The organism is Variovorax sp. Soil_C_19 (assembly GCF_057657255.1).
In genome coordinates this window covers 18,026-43,262 of sequence record NZ_JBDGIV010000026.1, presented here as the reverse complement: position 1 = coordinate 43,262, position 25,237 = coordinate 18,026, and the positions used below count along the sequence as shown (strand labels likewise).

Genomic DNA, 25,237 nt, shown 5'->3' with positions numbered 1-25,237 from the left:
CATTGCTGCGTCGGCTTCCACCCCTGGCTCACGATTCAGTCGGCGCGGTGGCTCAGTTTTACCTCGGCGCCAACACCGCAGGTCTGCAAATAGCTTTGGTTGGCGGGCCAGTCCTATGGACGCGAGCAGCACCACCACCCGCGCCTCATCCACGCGTTCGGTTGCTCGTCAGCCTTGATATGCTGCGCGGGATGGCAGTCAGTACCTCACTGGGCAGCGCGCCCCGGTTCGCGCGATGAAGAATCGCATCCTCCTGGTCGAGGATCACCCGCGACTGACCAAGCTCCTGGTCAATGCCCTTGAAGAGGCCGGCATTGCCGCCGACGCCGTGGAACGCGGTGAGGACGCTTGGGTCGCGACCAGGGAGTTCGACTACGCCGCACTGGTGCTGGATCGGGGCCTTCCCGATGGTGATGGGCTCTCGCTGCTGCGACGCCTTCGGACAGCAGGCTCACGACTGCCATGCCTGGTGTTGACGGCGCGCGATGCGCTGCACGACAGGGTGGACGGACTGGAGTCCGGTGCCGACGACTACCTGCCTAAACCTTTCGCGATGGATGAGCTTGTGGCGCGGGTCCGGGCGCTTCTGCGGCGACCAGCCAACCAATGGCGGATTCCGGTAACGGCGTTCGGCGACCTTCGCCTGATTCCGGAGGCGGGCGAGATGGCCTGTGGAGGCCAGCACGTGGCGCTTGCCGCGGCGGAATTTCAGCTCATCATGCTGTTGGTGCAGCGCGGCGGCGAGACGGTGCGTCGCAGCGCACTGGAGGCGGCGGGTTGGGGTTTCATCGAGCCTGTCACGGCCAACGCTTTCGACGTGGCCATGTACCGACTGCGCCGCAAGCTCTCGGTCATCGGCTCCCGACTCGAGATCGAGAACTTGAGGGGGCTGGGTTATGCGCTTCGCCAGACCGAACTGGATCGATAGTCTCTCCTTTCGCGTCGTGCTGGCCTACCTCGCCGGCAGCGTGCTGAGTACCGGACTGATCGCCGTATTTGTCGTCTCGCTGCTGGGTCAGCCATTGATGTCCGGGGGCACAGTAGCAACGGACCTGATCGAGTCGTTGCGGTTCGACGCACAAGGGCAGCCGATCGCCCCGGCTCATTCGGAGGAGTATTCGTGGATTTTCGACACCGTCAAGACGGAAGTGACTTACCGGGTCGTGGACGATCAGGGCAACGTGGTGCTTGCGCCTGGGACGGACCGTCGCCCTCTGAGCGCTATCCTTGATGAAGGCACCTTCGCAGTCACCCTCGACGGAGTGAATCTGCGCGGCCGGACTTTCCTCGTTCTGAATGAGGGACGCCGTTGGTTCGTACAGTTCGCCGCCAGCCAGCGTCTGAGCGACCGGTTGCGCAACGACTTGTGGTTGCCGTTGGTGGGGTCCGGCGCGGTGATTGCCGGCGGCGTGCTGCTGATCGTGCTGGCGGCATTGACCGCCTACACCTTGGCGCGTGTGCTGCGACCACTGCGCGACGTGTCTGCTGCGGTCACGCGCATCACACCCGACGCACTCGACGCACGCCTGAACGAGACGCGCGTCCCGACGGAGATCCGGCCGCTGGTGCACAGTTTCAATGGCGCCCTGGCGCGCCTGGAGCGCGCATTTCAGGTGCAGCAGGAGTTTCTGGCTGCAGCCGCCCATGAACTCAAGACGCCCTTGACCTTGATTCGAGGACAGCTCGAAGCTGAGCCCACGCTTGTCGGCCGCGTCTCCCTGCTCAAGGACGTCGAGCGCATGACTCGCCAGGTGCAACAGCTTTTGCACCTGGCCGAGGCGAGCGAACCCCAGAACTACCGCTTCGGCACCGTGCAGCCGCAGGAGCTGGTGGCGGAAGTCTGTGCCTACATGCAGCGGCTTGCCGACTCCGCGGGCGTTCGGATCGAGTCACGGGTTGCGGCGGATGTGCGGCCATGGAAGGGAGATCATGGCGCACTATTCACGCTGCTGAAGAACCTCCTGGAAAACGCGATCCAGCATGCTTCGCCCGGCAGCGAGGTGCGCGTCGAAGTGTCTCCGGCTGAGCTCTGCGTGGCCGACGAGGGCCCGGGCGTGGAAGAAGCAGAGTTGCCGAAACTCTTTGTCCGCTTTTGGCGAGGCATGAGCCGACGCGATGAGGGGGCCGGCCTCGGGCTCGCAATCTGCCAGCAGATCGCTCACGCGCATGGCGGATCGTTGAGCGCCGAACTGGTCCGGCCTGGCCTGCGCATGCGCATGCGATTTGGTAGCCAGTCCGGTCCCCAGACCTGAATGCAAAGGAGCCCAGAACCCATCAGGAGTTGAAGATGGCTCGTCGCTTTGGACTGGGCGGTGCCTGCCGAGCCACTAGCGCCGCGGCGCCTCGCGCGGCGAAACCCTGACCCACCTGTGCCCTGGTGGCGCGAACCGCACAGTCGCAGTGGCTCACTTGATGGCAGGAGCCCTCCGTTCTATCCGCATGACGATGGAAGGCGCGGCGCCCCGGCCCCGGCGCTGATCCAGCGTCGATCCCGGGATACGTCTAGAGAGAGCCGGACGGGCTTGAGCCGCGGGGCGAGCGTCGTAGCACCACGCAGGGGCCGCCATCACGAGCTGCTTGGTACGCCTTTGGCGACCTGGCCTGCCAGCTCTTTCCGCGTAGGACGCTGTGGATGAGCTACGGCGCCTTCGCCGCTCGCGCGTCAGTCCGGGTTGCCTTCCGGTCGACGTTCATTCCCTGGAGCACCGGGGCGCCCGCCCCGCTCTGGCGCAGCACGACGCTGCAGGATCCCTCGGTCTCCAGCACGACCGCACGCACCTCCGAAAGTTGGCCGAAGCCTGCGGCGCGCACCGCGGCAAAGACCTCTGCGGGCGTGACGCGCGTGTGGCGCAAAGCGTCGTGAAGCAGATGCCCTTCATAAGCGAGGAGCGTGGGCTCGCTCGTGACCAGGCGCCGCACCCACCCGATGCGCACGCTCAGCCAGGTAACCGCGAACTGCATGAAGACCAAGAGCGTCAGGCCCGCCAAGCCCTGAGCGAGGCTGACGTCCTTGTTCAGCAATATGGTTGCCAAGGTGGAGCCGAGCGCGACCGTGACGACCAGGTCGAACGCGTTCATCTTCGAGAGGGTTCTCTTGCCCGAAGCGCGCAGCAGCAGCACCAGACAGGCGTACGCGACGAGCCCGAGGGCAAGGGTTCGGCCGAGGGGCAGCAGGCCATCGAACAGAAACTCCGGCATGGTGATCTCCTTTCAGCGAGCGGCGGGAGTCCGGCGCGCCGGCGCTCCCAATCTGGACAGTATGGTTCGTCTTGTCGCCTCGAACGGCGGGCCGGCGCCGCCTTGACCTTGAAGGCCGTTGAGTGCGTGCGGAGGGGTCTTCTGCTTTTCTTTGCTCCCGTCTTCACAGGCGAGATCCTCGCCAGTAGGAGCACAGTCTCCACGCCTGTCGGGATGTTCAGATTTCCGGGGCCAGCTCTATAGAATCATTGCACCCGATATCCGCCATGAGTTCCATCTCGTTTCGCACCCTGCACTCATCTGATTTCGCGATGCTCCACGACTGGCTGTGCCGCCCGCACGTGGCCGAGTGGTGGACGCCCGTGCCAACGCGCGCCGAGGTCGAGGCCGAGTTCACGCCGATGCTGGTGTCCGACTCGCCCCACCGGGGCTACATCGCACTGCTCGATGGGCAGCCGCTGGGTTTCATCCAGTCGTACGTGGTGATGGGTTCTGGCGACGGCTGGTGGGAAGACGAGCGCGACCCGGGCGCGCGAGGCATCGACCAGTTCCTGGCGCATGCGGATCAGCTGAATCGCGGACTCGGCAGCGCGATGGTGCGCGCCTTCACCGACCAGTTGTTCGCCGACCCGGCCGTGACGCGGATCCAGACCGATCCGTCGCCGCGCAACGCCCGCGCGATCCGCAGTTATGCCAAGGCCGGCTTCCGCGCGTTGGGCGAGGTGGTCACGCCCGATGGGCCGGCGCTGCTGATGGTGCGCGAACGCGGCGCCTGAGTCGCTGCGGGCGTAGCGTCGAGGCCGCACCACATGTGAAGCCTCGACAGGAACCCGCCGTCGAGCGCAGTGGCCATCCGCTCGACGCCCGAGACCGCACGTCGCCCTCCACCTGGAGCTGCTCACGGTCGCACCTCACCAGGCTTGCAGGAAGGAGTATTCATGGCAGACCGCCCGAAAACGACAAGCATCTCGAAAGCCAAAACCGCGGCCGGCTCGTCTGCGAAATCCTCTGCCCCGCAGGCCGGGAAGACCATGAGGCCTGCCAAGACAGAGGAATTTCGCTGTGTCGCACTGCTCCGGGGCGTCAATGTCAACGGCATCACGATCCGCAGCGCCGAGCTCAAGGCACTGTTTGTCGGCATGGGCCTCGATGCGGTGCGCACGGTGCTCGCCAGCGGCAACGTGCTTTTCGACACCTGCGAGCGTGATGCTGACGCCTTGCGACTGCGCATCGAATGCGGCCTGCGCGAACGCTTCGGCTACGACGCCTGGATCGTCCTGCTCCGGCAAGACACGATGGCCGACATGGCGGCCGCTTACCCTTTCGAACGCATCGACGATGAGCGCCATCCCTACATGGTGTTCGGCTCGGATCCAGCCATGCTCGACGATGTGATGGAGAAGGCGGGCCGGGTCGATCCTGCGACCGAGCGGTTGGAGCGCGGCAAGGGCGTCCTCTACTGGCAGGCACCGCGCGGCGAGAGCACCGACACACCGGTTGCAAAGCTGCTCGCCAAGACACGCTACAAGTCGAGCACCACGACACGCAACCTTCGTACGATCGAGAAGCTGCTGGTGGCGTGAGCGCCTCGATAGAGCTCACGTCCAGATCATCACCCCGCGCGATCGAGCGCTGCATGAGGCGAATCCGAGCCAAGTGTGCGGGTTGCCTTCCCAACACCAACCCAGCTTGGGTTGCTTGCCGCTGAGCCAGAGCGCCGGCACGCGCTTGTCGCCGCCGCGCGAGCCCAGCATCATGAAGCACCGGTTGGGCTGAAGAAACTCAGGGCATTGGGAAAGAACCGCGACACCTTCTTCCATGGTGAGCGGCGAGCGTCCCTGCGCAGCAAGACGTGGCTGCGCTTCGCGAGGTACTGCATTCAACGACGCGTTGCCGCGGTCGATGTCCAGCAGGAGGTAGGCATGGCCTTCGGGTATCTGCACCTCCTCGATCGGCCGGAAGTACTCCGGCCGGCGCGGAAACAGCCGCTCGATCGCGTGCTGCGCGCCTCGCACCACGCGCGGCAAGGTCAGCTGTATGGGGGCACGCGCGCAATTCACGACCACCACGAAGCCGATCGTTCCCGCCTCGATGTCCGTGTGCGGCAAGTCTGCCGGAATGTGCGCACGCAGCGGCGCCAGACCCGCACGCAAATGCCCGGCGGAGCAGCCGAGCAGTTGCGGATAGCCCAGGGCCACCAGTCGCTCCACCTGATCGTCGAAGTTCATCGAGGCCACACCTTTATGCGTACGTTGTACGCTATTATAAGATCCGTTCTTCAACGTCCGTCTTTCTGAGGAAGACAACTTGCCAACAGACTTCTCGGGGCGCGGCGACCCCCAAGCCACGCTCGCACTCCTCTGGGGATTGCCACGTCCCGTCAAACGCGGTCGCCAGCCCAATCTCACGCCGTCCTCGATCGGCTCCGCAGCGATGGAGATTGCCGACCGAGGCGGACTGGAGGCGTTGACGATGCGCGCGCTCGGCGACAAGCTCGGGGTGTCTGCCATGTCGCTCTACCGCTACGTGCCAGGCAAGGCCGAGTTGCTCGACCTCATCCTTGAGCAGGCCTACGCCGAACTGCCGATCGACTTGCCGGACGCCCATTGGGAAAGCCAGCTGCGGCGCGTTGCATTGGACGCCTGGGAGCTCTACGCGCGCCATCCATGGATGCTCGACATCTCGACTTACCGAGCCTCGCTCGGTCCCCACTCGATCAGGAAGTACGAGCGTGAGCTGAGCGCGGTCGCCAACGCAGGTCTCTCCGACCTCGAAATGGACCTGGTGGTCGCGGCAGTTTCCGACTACGTTCGAGGCGCGGCGCGCGCAGTGGCTGAGGCTCGGGCTGCGGCCCAGGTGACGGGCCGGTCGGACGAGGAATGGTGGGCGATGCATTCCGACTTGTTGCAGCAACTCGTCGATCCGAACGCTTTTCCGCTGGCAACGCGCATCGGTGCGAAGGCGGGCGCAGAGTACGGCGGCACGACCGATCCCTGCCGTTCGTTCGACTTCGGGCTGGCGCGTCTGATTGCCGGCATACGAGCCATGGTTGAGCAGAAGTAGCCGGGTTGGAAGTCCCTCGGGCTTCAAGCCAGGAGCCGTGGTGCAACTGCCGCTTGACCTAAAGTGCACTCTAGCTGGCCCAATCCCCGCTCCTCTCATTTTTACCGGAGCTGAACCATGCAAGCGAACAAGGCGCTCATGCAAGAAATCTTTTCCCAACTCTCGATCGGCAATGGCCGGCCATTGGTGGACGCGATGGCCGAGGATTTCTGCTGGACCTTCAAAAGCGGCGGGCCCTGGCGCGGCAGCTACCGCGGCAAGCGATCGGTCCTCGAGGATCTGCTCGGGCCGCTCATGGCGCAATTCGCCGACCGCTACACCAACACCGCCCGGCGCTTCGTCGCCGAAGGCGACCACGTGGTGATCGAATGCCAAGGCAGGGTGACGACGAAGGCTGGGCAGCCTTATCACAACCAGTATTGCTATGTCTGCCGACTTGAAGACGGCAAGCTCAAGGAGCTGACCGAGTACATGGACACCGCGCTGGCCGAATCGGTACTGGTGCCGCCCGCGAGGCAGGGCGCATGAGCGACGGGGGCTTGGGCATCGGCGATCTGGCCACTCGCATCGGCCGCAGCGTGCACACGATCCGCTGGTACGAGTCGCAGGGGCTCATGCCCGGGGTCGTGCGCGACGCGGGCGGCCGGCGCGTCTACCACGCGACGCACGTGGGCTGGCTGGAACTCATCGACAGGCTGCGCACCACCGGCATGTCGGTCGCCCAGATGCGCGAGTACACCGCGCTGGTGCGGCAGGGTCGCAGCAGCCTGCAACAGAGGAAGGAACTGTTGGAAGTGCACCGCGCGCGGGCAGAGGCCACCATCGCACAGTGGAGGCAGTCGCTCGAACTGATCGACGGCAAGATCGCCTTCTACGACGAGTGGCTGGCCACGGGCCAGCCACCGCCACTGCCGGCGCCGCACAGTGGCACTTCTACCCCGCCGGCAGGAGCGCCGCGGCGCCGTCGCCCGGCGAAACCCTGACCTGCTTGCACCCCGACGGCGCGGCTCGGCTCCTGCTGGCCACGCGGCTCGCCCTGGGTACCTCGCGAGCGTCGCGAGCCAGTACCAAGGCGGCCCCGGCACGGGGCCGCTGTCCGCGCCAAACAGAGAGGACAAGCAAATCATGACAGAAGATGGCGAGCACCGAACCCGGGGGTGACAGCCCCGATCGAATCCATCGCAAGCGGCGAACACGCGGTGCTGATCGTGGGCGCAGGCCCGACCGGAGTGATGCTCGCTGGCGAACTGGCGCTGGCCGGGCGCGATGTGGCCGTTTTGGAGCGGCGCCTGACGCAGGAGATCGAAGGTTCTCGCACAGGCGAACTGCACGCTCGCACCATCAAGATCTTCGATCAACGGGGAATAGCCGAGCGATTCCTTTCGGAAGGTCGGACCGCGCAACTCACGGCGTTCGGTCACAGCCCCTCGACATAGCGACGTTCCCCCGCAGCACAACATGGGTTGGCGCTGTGGCAGAAGCACATCGGGCGCATCCATATGTCCATCGACCGGTTGAATCCGTCGCCACAACCGGTGATTGGCGAAGAGCTGCTGATCGTGTGGGCCTCATCGGACGCTGTGCCCATGAATCCTCCCGTTGAGGCCCACACGTAGATGAACGCGGGAACGTCGATGACGGGCAGCCGCATCTCTACACACATTTACGTGTCCACCATATAATGTGTAAGATGAACATCACGTTCTCTTTCGACGATGCACTTCTAACCGCAGCCAAGGTCATGGCGGCAAAGCAAAACACGTCCGTCAACGCTCTGGTTCGCCAAGCGCTGGAACACGTGGTAGCCACTGACGGTGCCGTCGCCCTGAGTGGCAGTTCCGGAGTGGCCCAGGCTCTCGTGGATTACTCAATGGGACGAAAGCCGAGGCTGGCCACGATGCAGGAATTGGCAATCGACGACTACGGGGTGCTCATCAGGCTGCTGAACGAGGCAGGGCTGCCCCATCCGATGGTCCCGCTGGTGCAGCGCGAAGCAATGGCAGTTCAACTCGCTGAAGTTCTCAAGGCGGCGGGGAGCAAGTCGTGAGGCGCCCCATCTCGGTAGTCCTTCCAGACACCGGGCCCCTCATCTCGCTCGCTGCGGGCGGCGCACTGGATCTCCTTTTGCTCGCGCGCCATGACGTGAGGATCGTGGTCACGGACATGGTCCATTTTGAAGCGACTCACCGTGCCGACGAATATGCAGACGGCGCTGCGATCGCGAGCTTTCTTGCGAAAAACGAGGGAGGTGTCGATGTCGTCCCAACGACGATAGGGCAGTTCGCACTGCCCGAGTTGAAGCGTCGCCTGGCGGCAGGGGAGCAGGTCTCGATGCCGCAGGATCTGGGCGAGTTGTCGATCACGAATTTTGTCATTTCGATTCGGCAGTCAAATCCGGGCAACCCGATGCTGGTCCTCATCGAAGACGATTGGTTCATCGGGAACTCCTACGCGGTCCCGGGCAATGTGCATCTGCTCTCGACGGCGTCCTTCCTCGATGGACTCGAGAAGGCGGGTGTGATTCCTTCAGCCGCAGAGGTCCGAAGACGCATCCAACAGCAGCGTCCGCACTTTCGCTCGGATCGGCATGTCGACCAGGAAGCAGCAAAAATCGACGATGGCACGGAGTGGACGAGCAGGTTCCGTGGGTAACCAGTGAAGGCGGGAAGCGGGCCGCTTGCGGTCTTCGCTGTCGGCAAACGGCCGACGCGAACCTCGTATAGTGCCTGCAATTTAGCCGGTGAGTTCCAAGTTAAGCGAGACAAAACCCGAAGAATTCCATCCTGAGTGGAATGACGGTTCCAAACGCATGGATCGATCGGCGCCTACCTGGTTGCTTCAAAGGGGCGCGGGTCTCATCGCACCGGATAGCCAACACGAGCATTGTGCTGCAAACGGCAGCGGGCACAACCTGCCGCAGGAGGCACCGCACGCCTTCGCCGCCGCTGTAGCGGAGCTGACCCGTCTCTGAACCATTGCGGGCCAGGATCCGACAGTATGATTCCGGGCCCTCGCCATGCCATTGCTCCTGCGCCACGCCCTGATCCGTCTGCTGCTGCTGGCCGTGTTCTTCAACACGGCCATCGGCATGCCTGCCCACCAGACGGTGCACCTGCAGGACGCCACGGCGGCAGCGGTGCTTTCGGCGCATCCGGCGGCTGACGAGGCCGTTGACGCGGAGCATGGCAGCGAGGCCCACGGCGCCTGCGCGTGGTGTCTTGCCTATGCGCACCTGGGCATCACGCCCACGGCATCGGGCGCCACGCGTGCCGTAGCCTGGCGGTCCGATCTCCCGCGCCCGCAGGCACGGGCGGCATTCGTCCCCGACCCCTGCCACTGGCCGTTCGCCTCGCGCGACCCGCCTCAAGCCGTCTCCTGAAGAAGCCCGCCGCTGCGGCGGTGCCTTGGCCCCTGCGCACTCCCGTGGCGCCCGGTCTGAAACCGCGTGCCCCGGGGCGGCGTGCGTCCGGCATTGGCCGGCTCGCTGCCGCGCTCTCCATTTCCTTCTCGAGTCGGCTCATGATCTCCATCCAACGTCCCGCGCCCGGTGCGCCCTTCCCCCTGGCCGTCGCGCTTGCCGCGCTGTTCGCCGGGCCCGTCCTTGCCCAATCCACGCAGCCGCCGGCCGCGGCCGAGCTCTCGACCATCGAAGTCATCGGCCGCACCGAATCGGGCGCCTATCACGCGGAGGAGGCCGCCGGCGCCAAGACCGAGCTGCCGCTGCGCGAACTGCCGCAATCGGTGCGCATCGTCACGCGCCAGGCCATCGACGACCTCGGCGCCACCCGTCTCGACGACGTGCTCGACTACGTGGGCGGCGTCTCGCGCCAGAACAATTTCGGCGGCCTCTGGGACAACATCGCGATCCGCGGCCTGCCCGGCAACGAGAGCACCGGGATGGCCACGCTGCTGAACGGCTTCTCGTCGAACCGCGGCTTCAACGCCCCGCGCGATCTCGCGGGCGTCGAGCGCATCGAGTTCCTCAAGGGCACGGCCGCGGCGCTCTACGGCAGCAGCGAGCCCGGCGGCACGCTCAACATCGTTTCCAAGCGCCCGCTCTGGACCGCCGCACACGCGGTCGAAGCCTACGGCGGCAGCCATGGCCTGAAGCGCGGCGCGTTCGACAGCACCGGCCCCATCGGGGAGAACTTTGCCTACCGCCTCAACGCCGCGGTGGAAGAGCGCGGCAGCTTTCGCGACCACGTGCGCTCCGAACGCCACGTGATCGCGCCGGCCTTCACTTGGAAGCTCGGCCGCGACACGCTGCTCGAGTACGCGGGCGAAGTGCTGCGGCACAAGACCCCGCTGGACCGCGGCGTGGTCGCGGTCAACAACCGCCTCGGCGCCATTGCGCGCAGCCGCTTCCTCGGCGAGCCGGCCGATGGCGACGTGACTGTGGAGAACCACACGCACCAGTTCGTGCTGTCGCACGAATGGAGCACCAACTGGCGCAGCCGGATCGGCCTTTCCTACCGCGAGACCTCGATCAACGGCTTCGCCACCGAGGCCAACGCGCTGCAGGCCAATGGCAACCTGACGCGCCAGCGGCGCTTTCGCGACTTCGACTCCCACGACACCGCGCTGCAGGCGGAGCTGCAGGGCAAGGTGCGCACGGGCGACATCGAGCACGAGCTGCTCTTCGGCGCGGAGAGCTTCCGCTTCGCGATGGATTCGGTGATGCTGCGCGCCAACCCCAGCGCCGCGCGGCCCTACGCCATCAACATCTACAACCCGGTCTACGGCCAGGTGCAGCCGGTGCCGGGTGCCAACACCGACACGCTCGAGCACCAGCGCGGCACCGCGTTCTATGTGCAGGATGCGATCAAGCTCGCACCCGAATGGCGGCTCGTGGCCGGCGTGCGCGTGGACAACTACCGCCAGTCGCTGCTGAACCGCCGCACGAACACCGCGGCGAGCCAGGCCCCCTCGTCCACCTCGCCGCGCATCGGCTTGAGCTGGCTGCCGACGCCGCAATGGACGCTCTACGCGAACGCGGGCCGCTCGTTCCGCCCGAACGTCGGATCGGACTTCGCGGCCAACAGCTTCCAGCCCGAGACCGGCCGCGCCCTGGAGCTCGGCGCCAAGTGGGAAAGCGCCGACCAGCAAATCGGCGCCACCGCGGCGCTGTTCGACATCCGCAAGCGCAACGTGCTGACTTCCGACCCGGTCAACACCGGCTACTCGGTCTCCGCGGGCGAGGTCCGCAGCCGCGGGCTCGAGCTCGACTTCGCCGGGCAGGTCACCCGGAACTGGCGCGTCAACGCGAGCCTGGTGTTCAACGACGTCGAAGTCGCCAGGGACAACAGCCTCGAGGTCGGCGGGCGCCTGCTCAACGTGCCGAAGGTCAACGGCAGCGTGCTCGCGGTCTACGAGAACGCCCTGGCCAACGGGCAGCGCTACGGCATCGGCGGCGGCATCACCCATGTCGGCAAGCGCCTGGGCCAGGCCCGCACGCAGGCGGAGGCGAATGCCGGCACGCCCGCTTTCGATTTGCCCAGCTACACCACGGCCAAGCTGGTCGCATACTGGCGCTTCAGCCCCGCGCTGCGGCTGACGCTGGACGTGGACAACGTTTTCGACAAGACCTACTACGCGAGCTCCTACAGCCGCGTGTGGGTGACGCCCGGCACCGCACGCACCATCACCGTCGGTCTGCAGGCCCGGTTCTGAACGACCGAGGAAACACCGTGAACCGGACCAATACCGCACCGCCGCGCGCAGCGCATCACCCTGCCCTGCAAGCCAGCGCCGTGGTCGCCGGCTACGGCGCCCACACCATCCTGCACGGGCTGGACCTCACGGTCGAAGCCGGCGAGATCTATGCCCTGCTGGGCGCCAACGGCGCCGGCAAGACCACCACATTGAGCCTGTTCCTGGGCTTCGTGCAGCCCGCGAGCGGCCACGTGCGCGTGAACGGTACCGACCCGGTGACGGACCCGACGGGCGCACGGCGCCAGCTCGCCTACATCCCCGAGAACGTCGCGCTCTACGAGCACCTGAGCGCGCGCGAGAACGTGGCCTACCTGCTCCACCTCGCGGGCCAGCCCGCCAGCGCGCAGGACATCGACGCGGCACTGGCCACGGCAGGGCTGGATGCCGCCGCGCACGGGCGGCGCGTGTCGGGGTTCTCGAAAGGCATGCGCCAGAAGGTCTCGATCGCGCTCGCGCTCGCACGCCAGGTGCCGGCACTGCTGCTCGACGAACCCACCTCGGGACTCGACCCGCAAGCCACCACCGAGTTCAGCCGCCTGCTCGGGCTGCTGCGCGCCCAGGGCGTGGCCGTGCTCATGGTGACGCACGACCTGCTCGGCGCGGCCGACGTGGCCGACCGCATCGGCTTCATCGAACGCGGGCGGTTGATCGAGGAAGTCGCCGCCTCGGGCGCCGAACGCTTCGACGTGCGTGCACTGCACCGGCGCTACGCGGGCCAGGAGGCGCAACGGTGAGCGCGGCACTGCACATCGCGCGCGAGGAATGGCGCCTGCTGCGACGCGACCGCGTCGCGGTGCTCGGGCTCGCGCTGCTGCTGCTCTTGACCGCCGTCGCCGCCTTCACTTCCTGGGAGCAACGCCGCGCGACGGACGCCGAGCGCACGCGCCACCAGGCGCAGGTCGACCATGAGTTCGAGGCCCAGCCCGACCGGCACCCGCACCGCATGGTGCACTACGGCCACTTCGTGTTCCGGCCGCTCAAGGCGCTCGCCGCCTTCGACCCCGGCGTCGACGCGTACACGGGCCACACGCTCTTTCTCGAAGGGCACCGGCAGAACAGCGCCAACTTCGGCGACGTGCGGCAGTCGTCGCTCCTGCTGCGCTTCGGCCAGCTCACCCCGGCCTTCGTGCTGCAGGTGCTCGCGCCGCTGCTGCTCATCTTCGTGGGCCATGCGGCGCTCGCGCGCGAGCGCGAATCGGGCACCTTGCGCGTGCTGCTCGCGCAGGGCGTGCGGCCGCGGCAGATCGTCGCAGGCAAGCTGCTCGCGCTGGGCGGCGTGGCGGCCGCGGCGCTGCTGCCCGCGCTGCTCGCGCTGCTGTGGATCGGCGCCGCCACGCCAGCGCCCGCGAGTCTCGCCCTCATGCTGGCGGCGGGCTACGCGGTCTGGCTGCTGATCTGGGTGGCCGGCATCGTCGGCCTGTCGGCATGCTTTGCGCGCGGCCGCGACGCACTGGTGGCGCTGCTCGCGCTCTGGGCGGTGAGCGTGGTGCTCGTGCCCCGGCTCGCACCCGAACTCGCGGCCTCCGCGCTGGCCCTGCCCACGCGCTTCGAAACCGACATCGCCGTGGCGCGCGACCTCGCCGCGCTCGGCGACAGCCACAATCCCGACGATCCTTACTTCGCCGGCTTCAGGCAGAAGGTGCTCGCGCAGTACGGCGTCACGCGCATCGAGGATCTTCCGGTCAACTACAAGGGCCTGCTCGGCATGGAGGGCGAACGCCTCACCAGCGCCCTCTTCGACCGCTATGCCGACACGAACTTCGACCGCCAAGCCGCGCAGCTGCGCCGCGTCGATACCTTCGCGCTGCTCAGCCCAGTGATCGCGCTGCGCCGCCTGTCGATGGCCGCCGCGGGCACCGACCTGCACAACCACCGCCGCTTCGTCGAGCAGGCCGAGCACCATCGCTATCGCATGGTGCAGGCGCTCAACCGGGTGCAGGCCGAGAAGCTCAGCCTCGCGGGCGACCGCTCGAGCCGCGACAGCCGCATCAGCCATGCGCACTGGCACGGCGTGGCCGACTTCCGCTACGAGCCCGCACGACCGGGCGAGGCGCTGCACCGGGCCGCGCCCGCCGCGGGCGTGCTGCTGCTGTGGCTCGGCGTGCTCGCCGGCTTGCTGGTGGTGGCGACGCGCCGCCTGGGGAGGGCCGTGCGATGAGCTGGCTCGCCCACGAACTGCGCCTCCTGCTGCGCTCGAGGCTCGCGGTCGCCGCGCTGGCGCTGCTGGCACTGCTGTCATCCCTCGCAGTGCTTTCGGGCCTGCGCGAGGTCGAGCGCCAGCGCCAGACCATCGAACGCCTGGCAGCGCTGCAGCAACAGGAACTCGCCACGCAGGCGCGCAAGTACGTCGACGGCGGCGACCCCGGATCCGCCGCCTACTACACCTTCCACGGCACCTGGGACGATCCGTCGCCCACGGCCTTCCTCGCGCTCGGCCTGCGCGATGCCGCGCCCTACGTGCTGCGCGTGCGCGCGCTCGCGCTGCAGGCGCAGCTGCACGAGGGCGAAACCTTCAACCCCGAGCTCGCGCTGGCCGGACGCTTCGATTTCGCGTTCGTGCTGGTCTACCTCGCACCGCTCTTCGTCATCGCGCTGCTCTACGACCTCGTGTCGGGCGAACGCCGCTCGGGCCGGCTCGGCACGCTGCTGGCCATGCCCGGCGCGGGCCGGCGCCTCTGGCTGCGCCGTGCGGGCCTGCGCGCAACGCTGGTCTTCGGCTGCCTCGTCCTGCCGGTGCTGGCCGGCGGGCTGGCGAGCGATAACCCCGCGGCAGCCATCGGCACCGTGCTGCTGGTCACGGCCACCTACCTCGCGGTCTGGACCGGAATCGCGCTGGTCATCGCCATGCGAAGGGGCAGTTCCGCCGCCAACGCGATGGCCCTCATGGGCTGCTGGGCCGTGTTGACGCTGATCCTGCCGACGCTGGCCAATGCCGTGCTCGCACGCGCCGTACCCGTGCACCAGGGCGTGGCGCTGATGCTGGCGCAGCGCCAGACCGTGCACGGCGCATGGGACCTGCCGCGAGAAGCCACGATGGAGAAGTTCTTCCGTACCCACCCGCAGTGGCGAGACACGGCGCCGCTGCCCGCGGGCTTCCACTGGAAGTGGTACTACGCCTTCCAGCAGCTCGGCGACGAGAGCGTCGCCTCGCAGGTGGCGGCCTACCGCGACAGCCTGCTCTCGCGCCAGCGCTGGACCGCGCGGCTCGGATGGCTGCTGCCCGGCGTCGCGGTGCAGGCCGCGCTGCACCGCCAGGCCGACACCGATCTCCAGGCGCAGCTCGCCTACCAGGCGCGCATCACCGACTTCCACAAGCGGCTGCGCAGCTTCTACTACCCCTACCTGTTCAACGACCTGCGCTTCGGGCCACAGGACTTCGCCGCACAGCCGCGCTTCAACCCCACGCCCGATCCAGCGCAGACGCCCATCGGCCAAATGCTGGGACTGCTGCTGGTAGGCACAGCAGTGTTGGCACTCGGCATCGCCGCCGCTGGCCGGGTGCGCCCGGCGAATGACTAGGGAGTAGCACACCATTCCTCATCCGCAAGCAACCGTCGCGCGCTTCAAAGCGCTTGCGTGCCAATGGGTCGACGTTCTGGAACAGGCATCTTCTGGCTTGTCGGGCTGCATGCCTGGCCTCACCAGGCTGGCGGCATGAAGAGGACAGTCCCATCTGGTGTTCCCCGTCGCAGGCGCTCATACCGAAATAGCCAGCTCTTGTTGCCTGACGTTGTGATCTGCAGGTACAGCCCACAGCCATCGCGGGTCTGCCGGGCGGCGGGCGCGATGATCTTGAGCGCCGTCAGTTTTCCAATTCGTTTGAAAGGGCATGTCGCTCCTATGTTGCAACATGCGGCTTGTGGGTAACGGAACATCAGCAATCAGCACGGTCCCACCCCAAGGCCCAGAACGGGATCGGCGATTCCAGGCTGATCTCGTAAATCAGTGCGGGCGCCCGCGCTGGAACAAGTTATTTGCCGAATTTGGCGATCTTCTGTCGCTATGCAGGGGGAGCGTGGCGAATGGCGCCCTCGTCAAAAGGCCGGGCTCGCACGGCATGGCCGATGTCCATGGTCCGTTGTGAGAATCTGCCGTTCTTGTACAGCATAGAGGTGCTGTCGCATGCCCGAAAGCCGAGGGAGCCGAGTCGCTCCCGATCCCGGCCAGCTGCAGCTGTCGTGAGCCACGGTGCGAGAAGAACCCCTGACCCGCTTCTGTAATCGAAATCTTGACGAGGCCGCCAAATCTAATCGATATCGCAGGCATCTAATCGTTTCTGGGGCCTTTCCCAGTTCCAAAATGCCCGACTGGATCGGTTATCGCTGGCTGGCCGAACGGTACGGCGTCGCTGCGGTCCAGGCGTTTCGCACGGACAGTGCCGTCGGCAAATCGCGCGCGACCGTGCGCGAGAACGGGTACGTCCATGAGCAGTATCCCCCGGCCGCTCGCCCTGCCGAGTCCCTGTCCGGACACCTGACCTTCGCTCTCAAGCATGAGGGCGTTCACCTGGAGTTCCTCGCGCGGCTGTTCGGTGCTGCGCCTGCCGCCGAAATGGAGGCCTGGGTCGCCGCGGAACCCACGGGACAATATGCCCGTCGTGCCGGCTTCTTCTACGAGTACCTCACGGGGCGGGTGCTCGATTTTCCGGGCGTTGCGGCCGGCAACTATGTGACCGCGCTCGATGAAGAGACCTATCTGACGTCCTCCCAATCGACCAACAACCAGCGGTGGCGGGTGCGCGACAACCTGCCCGGCTCGCGCGACTTCTGCCCAATGGTGCTGCGCACGCCCGCGGTCCGGCAGGCCGAGCTTTACGCGTGTGCGGAACATCTGGCTGCCCTCGAGGCGGAATTCGGCGCAGACATCCTGCAGCGCAGCGCCGTCTGGCACCATCAAGGAAAGCCGTGCCACCTTCGCGATCGAGCACGAGGAGCAGCACGTCGACCGGGTGCGGCGCTTCGCCGCCGCGATGGAGCGCTGGTGCGGCCGGCACCAGGATCCCTTGTCGGAAGCGTCGTTGGGAGAGTTGCAGGCCGAGATCCTGGGCCGCGCGCCACACGCTACGGTGTGAGGCGCTCGCCGGTGTTCGTCGGCGAAATGGACGGCTTCCACGAGGTCGTCCACTACATCGCCCCCCACTGGGACGATGCGCCGCAGTTGCTTTCCGGATTGCGCGACTTCGCCGAGCGGACCGCGGGCGGCTCCGCCCTGGTCCGCGCCGCCGTGCTGTCGTTCGGCTTCGTCTACATCCATCCGATGTCCGACGGCAACGGCCGCATCTCGCGCTTCCTGGTCAACGACGTGCTGCGGCGGGATGACGCCGTGCCCGAGCCCTTCATCCTGCCCGTGTCGGCGACCATCACCAGTTCGGTGATCAAACGCCGCGGCTATGACCAGGTGCTTGAGCTGTTCTCGCTGCCCCTCATGCGCCGCTACACCGACGCGTGGCGCTTCGGACCGGAGCAGTTAGCCGAGGACGGCGTGCGCTACAACCTGCAGTTCGACGGCTACGCGGACGCGTTGAACGCGTGGCGGTATCCCGACCTGACGGACCACGTCGAGTACATCGCTGACATCGTGCGCGTGACCATCGAACAGGAGATGCGCAAGGAAGCCGGCTACCTGCGCAGCCTTCGGCTGGCGCGCGAGCGCGTGAAGCAGGTGATCGAAGGACCGGACACCGACATCGACCGCATCATCCGCTCGGTGCGCGACAACGGCGGCAAGGTGTCGAACAAGTTGGCGAAAGAGTTTCCCGCGCTGGCGGACGACGCCACCGCAGCCGAACTCGTTGCCGCATTGGAGTCCGTCTTCCAGGGCGCACCCGCGGAAGGGGCGCCATGACCATGGCGCGCCACCACAGGCGATCAGTGGTCCAGCTGCGGACGCATTGCGCGAGGCTTTCCGCCTGAACTGCGAACCGATGCAGTCCCGCGGCCCCGACATCATGGGTCTGGCCGTGCACACCAAGACGCAGCTCTACGGCACTGTGCGCGAGCTTCTCGGCGACGAGGTGGTCAAGGGCCTGGATCTGGATGGCCCTGCAAGGACCCGCTGGGTCGGCCCGACGAACGGATGCAGGTGAGGATGAGGCGTCGGTGGACGAGGAGTTTTGGCTCAGTCCGCGTCAGCCTGGCGGGCCGACCGCAAGACCCCGTTCCTCTAAGAGGCAGTGCCTTCGCTGCGAAGGCTCAAGGCCTCAGGTTAGCAAATTCCTGTTCGGCGACTTGCAAACTGTCGCAGCATCTTCGCCCGAAGAATTCCAAGGCTCCTGTGCGGATTTCCTCGAATAGCTAGATTCTGTATCCCGCCTGACACGCGCGCCTCCTACTATCCGTGGATGTGTACTTGCGTTTTCAAGCGCGCGTCATGAATCAGATTCCAGCACTCGCTTCCCAAGCTCTTCGCTCAGCGGACGGCTTCTCTGACCACGAGCCCGCCGACGTGCCGCTTCGATCGGTCGTGGATTTGCGTGACGGATCTCTTTTCGCGCATGAGGCATCGCTTCAGGAAGTCCCGACAGACTGCCTCAACCCCGTTGCCGCTCCAGGGGTCGGGAGCCAGGCAGCCTTGCTGCCCCACCTCGACCGACGTTCCACGCAACTCATCCTGGCCCACTGGCGGAAGCTGCCCGACAAACGTCGCATGCTTATCAACATGAGCGCCGACACGCTGGTCGATTCGATGCGCAAAGGCGCCCATGGCTGGCTCTACCAGGTGCTGGAAAGCCACGGCGTGCCGGGCGACAAACTGCTGATCGAGATCACCGGCCCAGGTCGACTCTGGGATGCGTCCGTGTTGAAAGATGCGGTCAAGACCCTGAGGGCGGGGGGTGCACGTCTCGCGCTGGGCGACGACGACGCCGGTCACGCCAGTTTTCGCTCGTGGAGCGAACTCGAGCCCGAATATGTACGTATCGGCCGGCGCTGGATCGCCGGTATGGCCACCGAACCGCGGAAGCAGGCCATTGTGCGCAGCCTCTGTGGCGTGGCCGAGGAATTCGGCACGGAGCTCATCGCCGATGGAATCGATGCAGACGCGGATCTGCAGATGGTCATGAATCTGGGCATTTCATTCGGACAGGGTGGCCATGTTGCTCCGCAGATGGCCCAGGGGAAAACCGTAAGACAGCGCGGTTCCCACAGAAGCGACATGCCGAATCTACCCGTGGACGCCAGTCTGATGCGTCGCCCGGCCGCTTTGCAAAGCTTCGTCGTGATCGAGGCGCCTGTCCTCTCGCCGGATACGACCAACGACCAAGTGGCCGTCATCTTCCAGGCGCGTCCCGAACTGCACGCGCTTGCGGTCTTCGACCGGGAAGAGCCCATTGCCATGATCCCGCGTCAGCAGTTCATGAACCAGTACGCTCGGCTCTACTTCCGCGAAGTCCATGGTCGAAGGCCCTGCATCGTTGTTGCAAACGCAACGCCATGCGTGATCGAGCGCGACGCGGACATCGCGGTGCTGGCGGGGGTGTTGACCTCGAATGACCAGCGCTATCTCAGCGAAGGTTTCGTCGTCACGGAAAACGGGCGTTACGTCGGCCTTGGTACGGGCGACCAGCTCGTGCGCGTGGTCACTGAAACCCGGCTCGAAGCTGCGCGGCATGCAAATCCCTTGACCTTCCTGCCGGGCAACATCCCGGTCAGCTTGCACATCGAGCGGCTGCTGGCGAGCGGCGTGGCGTTCGTCGCCTGCCATGCAGATCTGGACAACTTCAAGCCCTTCAACGATCGATATGGGTTTTCCCGCGGCGACGAGATGATCCGGCTGACCGCGAGACTGATCTTGTCGCTGTGCGACCCGCAACGCGATTTCGTGGGCCATCTGGGGGGCGACGACTTCATGATCATTTTCCAGAGTGCCGATTGGGAAGCTCGATGCCGAAGCATCATCGAGAAGTTTCGCGGAGAGGCGCGCGCGCTACTTGATGAGGACGCGCGTACAGCCGGCGGCTTCGAGGCGCAGGACCGACACGGTGTGCAGCGCTTCTTTCCCTGCACAAGCATCTCAATTGGAGCCGTCGTTGCAGATCCCCGTAGCTATCGCGGTGCGGAGGAGGTTGCCGTTCAAGCTGCAAAGGCCAAACACGACGCGAAGCTTGCACCGAGAGGCATAGCTGTTCGACTTGCACGTGACTAGCGAGCATGCGCGAAGAGTCGCCGAGTCCTGACCGCGTTACGCAGGTCATATGCCCTTCATACACTGTCTTGAAAATGCGCCCGGTAGCTCCATCGATTGCAACTTATCCCGACGACCATCTTGAAGCATTCCGCTGTTCCGTTGCCCCCATCATTCGACGCGTGGACCCGTCTGACGGACGCCTACACGAAGCAGTTCCTCCTGTTGCAAAGTGGGGACCGCACGGCACGGCTAAAAGTCATGAAGCTTGCAAGTGAAGTGCAGCGTATGAACCAAGAGATGCGTAGCACTCGTTAGCTCCTCGACGGCCTCCGTGCGGACGGCAAAATCCCGCCTTTCGAAGAGGGTGCTGAGCGTTTTCCCGGGAAGACGCCTTGGCCACCGTTAGGCTTCCTGGCATGAATCGCGCCGGATTCCCTGGACACTCGTCAGCCGTTGGAAATGGCGTCGTTCGAACTCTACAGGCAACAGGTCTCCGGCTGTGCTGTGGCGCCGAGCCTCAGGCAGCTGCGTATGACGCGCAGACATGCGTCTACAGACCGTCGGGCCAAACCATGCTTGCTGGATCGCGACACGATTCGAACAACGGCTTACTGAACAGATAGCCTTGCTGCAGACGGATGCCCAGTCCTTCCAGAACACGGCACTCTTCAAGTGTCTCAACACCCTCCCCGATGATCTGGATCTTCAAATCCTCGCAGATGCGCGCGACGCCGCGCACGATGGCCAGGCGAGCTGGACTCTTGTCGATATTGCGCACCAGGTCCATGTCGATCTTGATGATGTCCGGTTGAAAATCCGCGAGGAGATTCAGGCCCGCATACCCTGCGCCGAAGTCGTCAATTGCGGTCATGAAGCCGAGCCTCTGGTACTCCCGAAACACCTCGGCCAACCATCGACTGTCGGCGATGCGCTCACCTTCTACGGTCTCGAACAGGATCCGATCGATCGGAAAACCGTGCGCCCGGGCCGCCTCAAGCGTGGTCCGGATGCAGACCTCGGGCCGGTAGATTGCGTTCGGCATGAAGTTGATCGAAAGCATCGATTGCATCTTCAGTTCCGCGGCGACTTTGATCGCTTTCACGCGGCAGGCCTGATCGAATCGATAGCGGTTGGCGTCATTCACCTGGTCCAGAATGCTGTGCGCGGGTTCACCAGCAGGACCACGTACCAGTGCCTCATGCGCGAATATCTCGCGCGACTGGATGTCAACGATAGGCTGGAACGCATAGCTGAACCGGAATCCGAGCCGCTCGCCGTTGCCGCAACCGTCACAAGCCTCCGCGGCGGTCAACGTTGCAAATTCTGAAGCACTGATCATGGCAACCTCTCATTGTGGTTGTGCCGGACTATCGCAGGTTCGGTCGAACTTCCGGACGTAGTATTGATGGAACGTTCGGCAGAGCGCGAGGCGCTTGCTGCAAAGGCCCGATGCTGATCATGGAAGTTCCAGGTGGGGGGAGCGTTCGACGTGCTGTCATGAAGAGGCGTGGCTCAGATGCCCGCATACCACTCGTAGCCGCGGTCTTCCCAGAATCCGCCCTGACCGCCCCACAGGCCGCTGTAGGCATCGACGACCTCGATACGCATCAGGTACTTCGCCTGCTTGTAGCTGAGCTGCCGCTCCATCCGCAGCCGCAGCGGCGCCTCGTGGGCCACCGGCAGGTCCTTGCCGTTCATGCCGTAGGCGAGGATGGTCTGAGGGTGGTAGGCATCGATCAGGTCGATGCTCTCGTAGTAGCGGCCGCTTCCGTCGAGCGTGCGCTCCAACTCGTCCGCGCAATGGAAAACAACATAGCGTGCGCCGGGCCTGACGCCAGCGACGTCGAACACGAGGCCGAGCGGCACGCCCTGCCATTTGCCGATGGCGCTCCATCCTTCGACACAGTCGTGCCGGGTGTCTGCGTGCGGGACGCGAAGCGCCGCAGCTCGGCCAAGGACAGGCGCTGCGGGCGCTGCACCAATCCGTCGACCTGCAGGCGCCAGTCCGCAAACCCATGCTCCAGTAGACGTGCGTATGCATCGGAATCCGGCATCTGCGTGCCATTGGCACGAAACACCGGCGAGAGATCGGCTTCGCTGAACTCCTGCGCCAGGGCCTGCCGGCCGAGCAGCAGGCGCTGGCCGAGCAGGGTCAGCTTCTCCGTCTGCCGCAACACGTCGTCCACTTGCGCATTCTGGGTCAGGCCGTCGCAGCCCGCGAGTGCCAATGCGCCCGCACCAGACGCCAGCCCCATCAGCAGGCGGCGGCGAGAAAAGTGTAGCGCGCTCATGTCTTTTCTCCGTCGTAGGTGATCGCATAGCGGCCGCTGAGCATGGACCACAGGTTGTTCCAAAGCCCTGAGGCGATGACCATCGCCACGTGCACGGCGGCGAACAACACCAGCAGCGAGGCGCTGATGAAGTGCAGGCGGCGCGCGGAGGCCCGGCCGCCGAACAGGTCGGCCAGGAACGGGAACGCCGCATCGAGGCCGGGCGACATCGTCAGCCCGGTGAGCACCATCATCGGCAGCAGCCCGAAGACCACCGCCAGGTAGCTGAGCTTTTGCAGCGCGTTGTAGCGCCGCGCGGCATCGCCCTGGGCAAAGCGCAGGCGCGCATGGTCGCGGATCTCCTGCCACAGGTGGCGCGGCGCCAGTTGGTCACGGCTGGGCAGCAGGTCCCGCAAAGCCAGGCATAACACGTTGAGCCAGTGGGTGATGCGCACGGTCAGCGCATGCCGCCGGATAGGCTGGCGCCGGACTGGCCGCGTGTGCGCGACGGCGTGCGGCGTTGGAGGACGATGCATGGCACTCGCCTTGGGGGGCTGCGACCTACGGCCGCGCCGCGCGGCGCGTCCAGATCATCCAGGCCTGCAGCGCGGCCCCCAGCAGGACCAACACCGTCCAACCCAGCAGGGTGGCGCGCACCACGGGCGACTCCGGCCCCTGTGACAACGGCTGCATGGCCGGCAGACGGGTCAGGGTCTCAGCGATGCCGGGCACCAGCAGCAGAAAGTAGCTGAAGCTGTGGCCCAGCGTCGCCAAGTACAGCCGCAGGGCGCCGAGAAAGCGTATGCGCGGTACCAGCTGGCTGGTGACCACGGCCACCAACGCCAGCATGCCCAGGGCGTGTCCCGCATTGAAACCGCCGGTGCTCGACAAGCCGAACGATGTGAGGACCGACAGCGCCAACCCCGCCAGGTAAACCCTTCCAGAATATGTGGATGGCTCGATCGAGCCATGCCGCACGAAGCTGTGCAGGCCAGCAGCGACCGGCACCAGGCTGATGCCGGAGTTCAACTGCGACAGGCGGTCGATGGTCACGGATCCGTCCATGATCAGCAGGTTCTTCAGGTCACGAGGTATCTGCCTTTTGTACCGAATCACTGCTTCAGTCGCACGCTCGCCAGTGCCGTGCTGGAGTATCCGAATCTCATTCGCCGCCATGCGAAGAAGGTCAGCAAGTTTGGCAACATCGGAACTCACATCGACCCTGCGGCTCTTGAAGGTCTCGGCGAACGTTTCAAGCTCGACCTTGACTGCCTCCAGGTCATGACCGCCGAGCGTGAGGGCCTCGGCCTTGGCGCCCGCCTTCTGCGCGGCGGCCTCGGCACCCATCGTGGACATGGCGTAGTCCAAAAATCGGACTGCCTTGCCATTTGGGTTGGCTTCCCGCAGCAGCACGTTGACGGCGCCGTGAGCACTCTGCAGCGCAGCCATGAAAACAGACGTGGCACTCGCCAGGACGCACGCCTCGTCCCAAAGGGTCAGGGCCCTGGGGCGTTCGTTGAACGTCCGGAATGCGCCTGTGTCATCGCCCCGTAGACGTGCTTGGGTCATCAGGACCACAGGTTTCGGGACGGCCTCTGGGTCGTCCGGTAGAACCACGTAATTCGGTTTCTGGCTTTCGGGGTCGAGGTTGTCCGGATCGTTCCTATAAGAGTGCGACAGGCCGAGCTTGTCGGCGTCAACACCAAGCGTTCGCAGTTCCCTGTACATGTCGATCAGGGCCTCCACGGTGGCGCAGCAGACGGCAACGGATGGCCACATGTCGCTCGCCCAGGCGGTGACGGAGAACGCGCGCGTTCAGTCACTCGCGCGGGACGGAGTCGATTTTCAGGTTCAGCGTGCCGAGGCCGATCGCGCGGCTGCGGACGCGAAGGCGGCAGAGGTCGCTGCCAACGCCCTTTCCGGACGCTGTTCGAGACTTGGCTGGCCGACGGCGTGAGCCACAAGGATGGCAATGCGGAACTTCGCCGGAGCTTCGAGAAGGACGTGCTGCCGACCATCGGGGACAAGCCAGTGCGCGAACTCGGCGACACCCAGTTGCTCGGCCTCCTTCGGAACGTCGGGCGCAAGCGCGGGCGTGCGCGAACTGCGGAACGGATGCTGACCGATGCGCGCCAGATGTTCCGCTGGGCCATCAAGCGCCAACCATGGCGCTTATTGCTGGTCCACGGAAATTCGGCCGAGTTGGTCGAACTGAGGCAGGTCGTGCCGCATGGCTATGAGCCGGGCATTCGGGAGCGCACCCTATCCGTGAACGAGATCAGGGAGCTTCGCGACATCTTCACCATCATGGCGGCCAAGTACGAAGCAGCGGGGAACAAGCGGATCGCGGACAGGCCGGTACAACGCGAAACCCAGCTCGCCTTGTGGATCTGCTTGGGAACCGCCTGCCGCATCGGCGAATTGCTCCAAGCGCGCTGGGAACACGTTGATCTGGAGAAGGCAACCTGGTTCGTGCCGCGCGAGAACACCAAGACGCAGGTCGATTGGCAGGTCTATCTCTCGGACTTCGCATTGGAGCAGTTCGAGGCTCTACACGCGCTCACTCACCGGCGAAACCGCGTGGTGCTTCCCTGCCCGCCAGCAGGAGGGACACGTCTTCGTGAAGACCGTCGGCAAACAGGTCGGCGATCGCCAGACCCGGTTCAAGAACCGCAAGCCGCTGGTACATCGCAGGAACGATGATTCACTGGTCCTGTCCGACGGCAAGAACGGCGAGTGGACTCCTCATGATCTGCGTCGGACAGCCTCGACGATGATGCAGGCGCTGCGCATAAGACGTGATCGATCTAAAGATGGGCTGCACCCCGCATGACTATTGGCTTCCGCCAATTCGGCGAAGCTTCCGTACC

The 25,237-nt window shown here is 65.5% G+C and carries 28 protein-coding genes; 20 read left to right on the top strand and 8 right to left on the bottom strand.

Translation table 11 applies throughout. The features are described from left to right. Positions 1–235 precede the first annotated feature (235 nt). Entirely contained in the window at positions 236–928 is a 693-nt protein-coding gene (locus tag AC3A6R_RS26860) for a response regulator transcription factor (protein ID WP_487866141.1), read from the top strand. Further along, on the top strand, positions 897–2,252 hold the full coding sequence (locus AC3A6R_RS26855; protein ID WP_487866140.1) for an ATP-binding protein: 1,356 nt from the start codon (positions 897–899) through the stop codon (positions 2,250–2,252). Before AC3A6R_RS26860 ends, AC3A6R_RS26855 begins: the two co-directional genes overlap by 32 nt. A 385-nt stretch (positions 2,253–2,637) precedes the next feature. On the opposite strand, the gene AC3A6R_RS26850 is transcribed toward AC3A6R_RS26855, so the two are convergent. Next, positions 2,638–3,198 carry a DUF421 domain-containing protein gene (locus AC3A6R_RS26850; RefSeq protein ID WP_487866139.1) on the bottom strand — a complete coding sequence of 187 codons (561 nt, stop codon included), beginning with the start codon at positions 3,196–3,198 and terminating at the stop codon, positions 2,638–2,640. A 266-nt stretch (positions 3,199–3,464) separates the two neighbouring features. Between AC3A6R_RS26850 and AC3A6R_RS26845 the strand changes: the two genes are divergently transcribed. After that, positions 3,465–3,974, top strand: coding sequence for a GNAT family N-acetyltransferase (locus AC3A6R_RS26845; protein ID WP_487861913.1), 510 nt, complete (start codon positions 3,465–3,467; stop codon positions 3,972–3,974). Between the two features lie 162 nt (positions 3,975–4,136). Beyond that, on the top strand, positions 4,137–4,781 hold the full coding sequence (locus AC3A6R_RS26840) for a DUF1697 domain-containing protein (RefSeq protein ID WP_487866138.1): 645 nt from the start codon (positions 4,137–4,139) through the stop codon (positions 4,779–4,781). A 15-nt stretch (positions 4,782–4,796) separates the two neighbouring features. On the opposite strand, the gene AC3A6R_RS26835 is transcribed toward AC3A6R_RS26840, so the two are convergent. Beyond that, positions 4,797–5,426: a DUF5701 family protein gene (locus AC3A6R_RS26835; RefSeq protein ID WP_487866137.1), complete on the bottom strand. Its 630-nt coding sequence runs from the start codon at positions 5,424–5,426 to the stop codon at positions 4,797–4,799. A gap of 79 nt (positions 5,427–5,505) precedes the next feature. Between AC3A6R_RS26835 and AC3A6R_RS26830 the strand changes: the two genes are divergently transcribed. The 11 genes from AC3A6R_RS26830 (at position 5,506) to AC3A6R_RS26780 (ending at position 15,492) form a co-directional block, all read left to right on the top strand. Continuing rightward, on the top strand, positions 5,506–6,261 hold the full coding sequence (locus AC3A6R_RS26830; RefSeq protein WP_487866136.1) for a TetR/AcrR family transcriptional regulator: 756 nt from the start codon (positions 5,506–5,508) through the stop codon (positions 6,259–6,261). A 117-nt stretch (positions 6,262–6,378) separates the two neighbouring features. Next, on the top strand, positions 6,379–6,789 hold the full coding sequence (locus AC3A6R_RS26825; RefSeq protein WP_487866135.1) for a nuclear transport factor 2 family protein: 411 nt from the start codon (positions 6,379–6,381) through the stop codon (positions 6,787–6,789). After that, a complete protein-coding gene (locus AC3A6R_RS26820; RefSeq protein WP_487866134.1) occupies positions 6,786–7,244 on the top strand; it encodes a MerR family transcriptional regulator in 459 nt (152 codons plus the stop codon). The genes AC3A6R_RS26825 and AC3A6R_RS26820 overlap by 4 nt, the downstream gene beginning before the upstream one ends. A 174-nt stretch (positions 7,245–7,418) precedes the next feature. Beyond that, positions 7,419–7,697: an FAD-dependent monooxygenase gene (locus AC3A6R_RS26815; RefSeq protein WP_487866133.1), complete on the top strand. Its 279-nt coding sequence runs from the start codon at positions 7,419–7,421 to the stop codon at positions 7,695–7,697. 254 nt (positions 7,698–7,951) lie between these two features. Beyond that, on the top strand, positions 7,952–8,308 hold the full coding sequence (locus AC3A6R_RS26810; protein WP_487866132.1) for a hypothetical protein: 357 nt from the start codon (positions 7,952–7,954) through the stop codon (positions 8,306–8,308). Next, positions 8,305–8,913 carry a hypothetical protein gene (locus AC3A6R_RS26805; protein ID WP_487866131.1) on the top strand — a complete coding sequence of 203 codons (609 nt, stop codon included), beginning with the start codon at positions 8,305–8,307 and terminating at the stop codon, positions 8,911–8,913. The genes AC3A6R_RS26810 and AC3A6R_RS26805 overlap by 4 nt, the downstream gene beginning before the upstream one ends. A 364-nt stretch (positions 8,914–9,277) precedes the next feature. Next, the gene (locus AC3A6R_RS26800) at positions 9,278–9,640 is read left to right on the top strand and encodes a hypothetical protein (protein WP_487861904.1); all 363 of its coding nucleotides are present in this window, start codon (positions 9,278–9,280) and stop codon (positions 9,638–9,640) included. A 140-nt stretch (positions 9,641–9,780) separates the two neighbouring features. Next, positions 9,781–11,931 (top strand): TonB-dependent siderophore receptor, encoded by a 2,151-nt coding sequence (locus AC3A6R_RS26795; protein WP_487866130.1) that lies wholly within the window; start codon positions 9,781–9,783, stop codon positions 11,929–11,931. A gap of 17 nt (positions 11,932–11,948) precedes the next feature. Beyond that, positions 11,949–12,707 carry an ABC transporter ATP-binding protein gene (locus AC3A6R_RS26790; RefSeq protein ID WP_487861902.1) on the top strand — a complete coding sequence of 253 codons (759 nt, stop codon included), beginning with the start codon at positions 11,949–11,951 and terminating at the stop codon, positions 12,705–12,707. Next, positions 12,704–14,131 (top strand): ABC transporter permease, encoded by a 1,428-nt coding sequence (locus AC3A6R_RS26785; RefSeq protein WP_487861901.1) that lies wholly within the window; start codon positions 12,704–12,706, stop codon positions 14,129–14,131. Before AC3A6R_RS26790 ends, AC3A6R_RS26785 begins: the two co-directional genes overlap by 4 nt. Next, the gene (locus AC3A6R_RS26780; protein ID WP_487861900.1) at positions 14,128–15,492 is read left to right on the top strand and encodes an ABC transporter permease; all 1,365 of its coding nucleotides are present in this window, start codon (positions 14,128–14,130) and stop codon (positions 15,490–15,492) included. Before AC3A6R_RS26785 ends, AC3A6R_RS26780 begins: the two co-directional genes overlap by 4 nt. Before the next feature lie 119 nt (positions 15,493–15,611). On the opposite strand, the gene AC3A6R_RS26775 is transcribed toward AC3A6R_RS26780, so the two are convergent. Further along, complete coding sequence (locus tag AC3A6R_RS26775; protein WP_487866129.1) at positions 15,612–15,848, bottom strand: Arm DNA-binding domain-containing protein; 237 nt, start codon at positions 15,846–15,848, stop codon at positions 15,612–15,614. 424 nt (positions 15,849–16,272) lie between these two features. On the opposite strand from AC3A6R_RS26775, the gene AC3A6R_RS26770 reads away from it, so the two are divergent. From AC3A6R_RS26770 to AC3A6R_RS26760, 3 genes are all read left to right on the top strand, one after another. Next, positions 16,273–17,817: a Fic family protein gene (locus tag AC3A6R_RS26770; RefSeq protein ID WP_487866128.1), complete on the top strand. Its 1,545-nt coding sequence runs from the start codon at positions 16,273–16,275 to the stop codon at positions 17,815–17,817. A gap of 46 nt (positions 17,818–17,863) precedes the next feature. Next, positions 17,864–18,058, top strand: coding sequence for a hypothetical protein (locus AC3A6R_RS26765; RefSeq protein ID WP_487866127.1), 195 nt, complete (start codon positions 17,864–17,866; stop codon positions 18,056–18,058). A gap of 284 nt (positions 18,059–18,342) precedes the next feature. Next, positions 18,343–20,115, top strand: coding sequence for an EAL domain-containing protein (locus AC3A6R_RS26760; protein WP_487866126.1), 1,773 nt, complete (start codon positions 18,343–18,345; stop codon positions 20,113–20,115). Positions 20,116–20,647: 532 nt separating this feature from the next. On the opposite strand, the gene AC3A6R_RS26755 is transcribed toward AC3A6R_RS26760, so the two are convergent. The 5 genes from AC3A6R_RS26755 to AC3A6R_RS26735 all read right to left on the bottom strand — a co-directional run bounded on the left by AC3A6R_RS26755 (position 20,648) and on the right by AC3A6R_RS26735 (position 24,146). Further along, on the bottom strand, positions 20,648–21,436 hold the full coding sequence (locus AC3A6R_RS26755) for an EAL domain-containing protein (RefSeq protein WP_487866125.1): 789 nt from the start codon (positions 21,434–21,436) through the stop codon (positions 20,648–20,650). Positions 21,437–21,609: 173 nt separating this feature from the next. Further along, on the bottom strand, positions 21,610–21,948 hold the full coding sequence (locus tag AC3A6R_RS26750) for a molybdopterin-dependent oxidoreductase (RefSeq protein ID WP_487866143.1): 339 nt from the start codon (positions 21,946–21,948) through the stop codon (positions 21,610–21,612). Next, positions 21,834–22,388, bottom strand: coding sequence for a hypothetical protein (locus tag AC3A6R_RS26745; protein ID WP_487866144.1), 555 nt, complete (start codon positions 22,386–22,388; stop codon positions 21,834–21,836). Before AC3A6R_RS26745 ends, AC3A6R_RS26750 begins: the two co-directional genes overlap by 115 nt. Next, positions 22,385–22,903, bottom strand: a complete 519-nt coding sequence (locus AC3A6R_RS26740) for a cytochrome b/b6 domain-containing protein (protein ID WP_487866124.1) — start codon at positions 22,901–22,903, stop codon at positions 22,385–22,387. Before AC3A6R_RS26740 ends, AC3A6R_RS26745 begins: the two co-directional genes overlap by 4 nt. 25 nt (positions 22,904–22,928) lie before the next feature. After that, the gene (locus AC3A6R_RS26735) at positions 22,929–24,146 is read right to left on the bottom strand and encodes a hypothetical protein (protein WP_487866123.1); all 1,218 of its coding nucleotides are present in this window, start codon (positions 24,144–24,146) and stop codon (positions 22,929–22,931) included. On the opposite strand from AC3A6R_RS26735, the gene AC3A6R_RS26730 reads away from it, so the two are divergent. Together AC3A6R_RS26730 and AC3A6R_RS26725 are read left to right on the top strand one after the other, a co-directional pair. Next, complete coding sequence (locus AC3A6R_RS26730; protein WP_487866122.1) at positions 24,145–24,324, top strand: hypothetical protein; 180 nt, start codon at positions 24,145–24,147, stop codon at positions 24,322–24,324. The two genes, AC3A6R_RS26735 and AC3A6R_RS26730, sit on opposite strands and share 2 nt — an antisense overlap. Further along, entirely contained in the window at positions 24,321–25,070 is a 750-nt protein-coding gene (locus AC3A6R_RS26725; RefSeq protein WP_487866121.1) for a tyrosine-type recombinase/integrase, read from the top strand. Before AC3A6R_RS26730 ends, AC3A6R_RS26725 begins: the two co-directional genes overlap by 4 nt. Positions 25,071–25,237: the final 167 nt, after the last annotated feature.

Excerpts from the sequence above, each read along its gene's own strand:
- AC3A6R_RS26860 (WP_487866141.1), top strand. The coding sequence starts at position 236 with ATGAAGAATCGCATCCTCCTGGTCGAGGATCACCCGCGACTGACCAAG.
- AC3A6R_RS26855 (WP_487866140.1), top strand. The coding sequence starts at position 897 with ATGCGCTTCGCCAGACCGAACTGGATCGATAGTCTCTCCTTTCGCGTC.
- AC3A6R_RS26850 (WP_487866139.1), bottom strand. The coding sequence starts at position 3,198 with ATGCCGGAGTTTCTGTTCGATGGCCTGCTGCCCCTCGGCCGAACCCTT.
- AC3A6R_RS26845 (WP_487861913.1), top strand. The coding sequence starts at position 3,465 with ATGAGTTCCATCTCGTTTCGCACCCTGCACTCATCTGATTTCGCGATG.
- AC3A6R_RS26840 (WP_487866138.1), top strand. The coding sequence starts at position 4,137 with ATGGCAGACCGCCCGAAAACGACAAGCATCTCGAAAGCCAAAACCGCG.
- AC3A6R_RS26835 (WP_487866137.1), bottom strand. The coding sequence starts at position 5,426 with ATGAACTTCGACGATCAGGTGGAGCGACTGGTGGCCCTGGGCTATCCG.
- AC3A6R_RS26825 (WP_487866135.1), top strand. The coding sequence starts at position 6,379 with ATGCAAGCGAACAAGGCGCTCATGCAAGAAATCTTTTCCCAACTCTCG.
- AC3A6R_RS26820 (WP_487866134.1), top strand. The coding sequence starts at position 6,786 with ATGAGCGACGGGGGCTTGGGCATCGGCGATCTGGCCACTCGCATCGGC.
- AC3A6R_RS26810 (WP_487866132.1), top strand. The coding sequence starts at position 7,952 with ATGAACATCACGTTCTCTTTCGACGATGCACTTCTAACCGCAGCCAAG.
- AC3A6R_RS26800 (WP_487861904.1), top strand. The coding sequence starts at position 9,278 with ATGCCATTGCTCCTGCGCCACGCCCTGATCCGTCTGCTGCTGCTGGCC.
- AC3A6R_RS26795 (WP_487866130.1), top strand. The coding sequence starts at position 9,781 with ATGATCTCCATCCAACGTCCCGCGCCCGGTGCGCCCTTCCCCCTGGCC.
- AC3A6R_RS26780 (WP_487861900.1), top strand. The coding sequence starts at position 14,128 with ATGAGCTGGCTCGCCCACGAACTGCGCCTCCTGCTGCGCTCGAGGCTC.
- AC3A6R_RS26775 (WP_487866129.1), bottom strand. The coding sequence starts at position 15,848 with ATGTTCCGTTACCCACAAGCCGCATGTTGCAACATAGGAGCGACATGC.
- AC3A6R_RS26770 (WP_487866128.1), top strand. The coding sequence starts at position 16,273 with ATGCCCGACTGGATCGGTTATCGCTGGCTGGCCGAACGGTACGGCGTC.
- AC3A6R_RS26760 (WP_487866126.1), top strand. The coding sequence starts at position 18,343 with ATGAATCAGATTCCAGCACTCGCTTCCCAAGCTCTTCGCTCAGCGGAC.
- AC3A6R_RS26755 (WP_487866125.1), bottom strand. The coding sequence starts at position 21,436 with ATGATCAGTGCTTCAGAATTTGCAACGTTGACCGCCGCGGAGGCTTGT.
- AC3A6R_RS26745 (WP_487866144.1), bottom strand. The coding sequence starts at position 22,388 with ATGAGCGCGCTACACTTTTCTCGCCGCCGCCTGCTGATGGGGCTGGCG.
- AC3A6R_RS26740 (WP_487866124.1), bottom strand. The coding sequence starts at position 22,903 with ATGCATCGTCCTCCAACGCCGCACGCCGTCGCGCACACGCGGCCAGTC.
- AC3A6R_RS26730 (WP_487866122.1), top strand. The coding sequence starts at position 24,145 with ATGTCGCTCGCCCAGGCGGTGACGGAGAACGCGCGCGTTCAGTCACTC.
- AC3A6R_RS26735 (WP_487866123.1), bottom strand. The coding sequence starts at position 24,146 with ATGTGGCCATCCGTTGCCGTCTGCTGCGCCACCGTGGAGGCCCTGATC.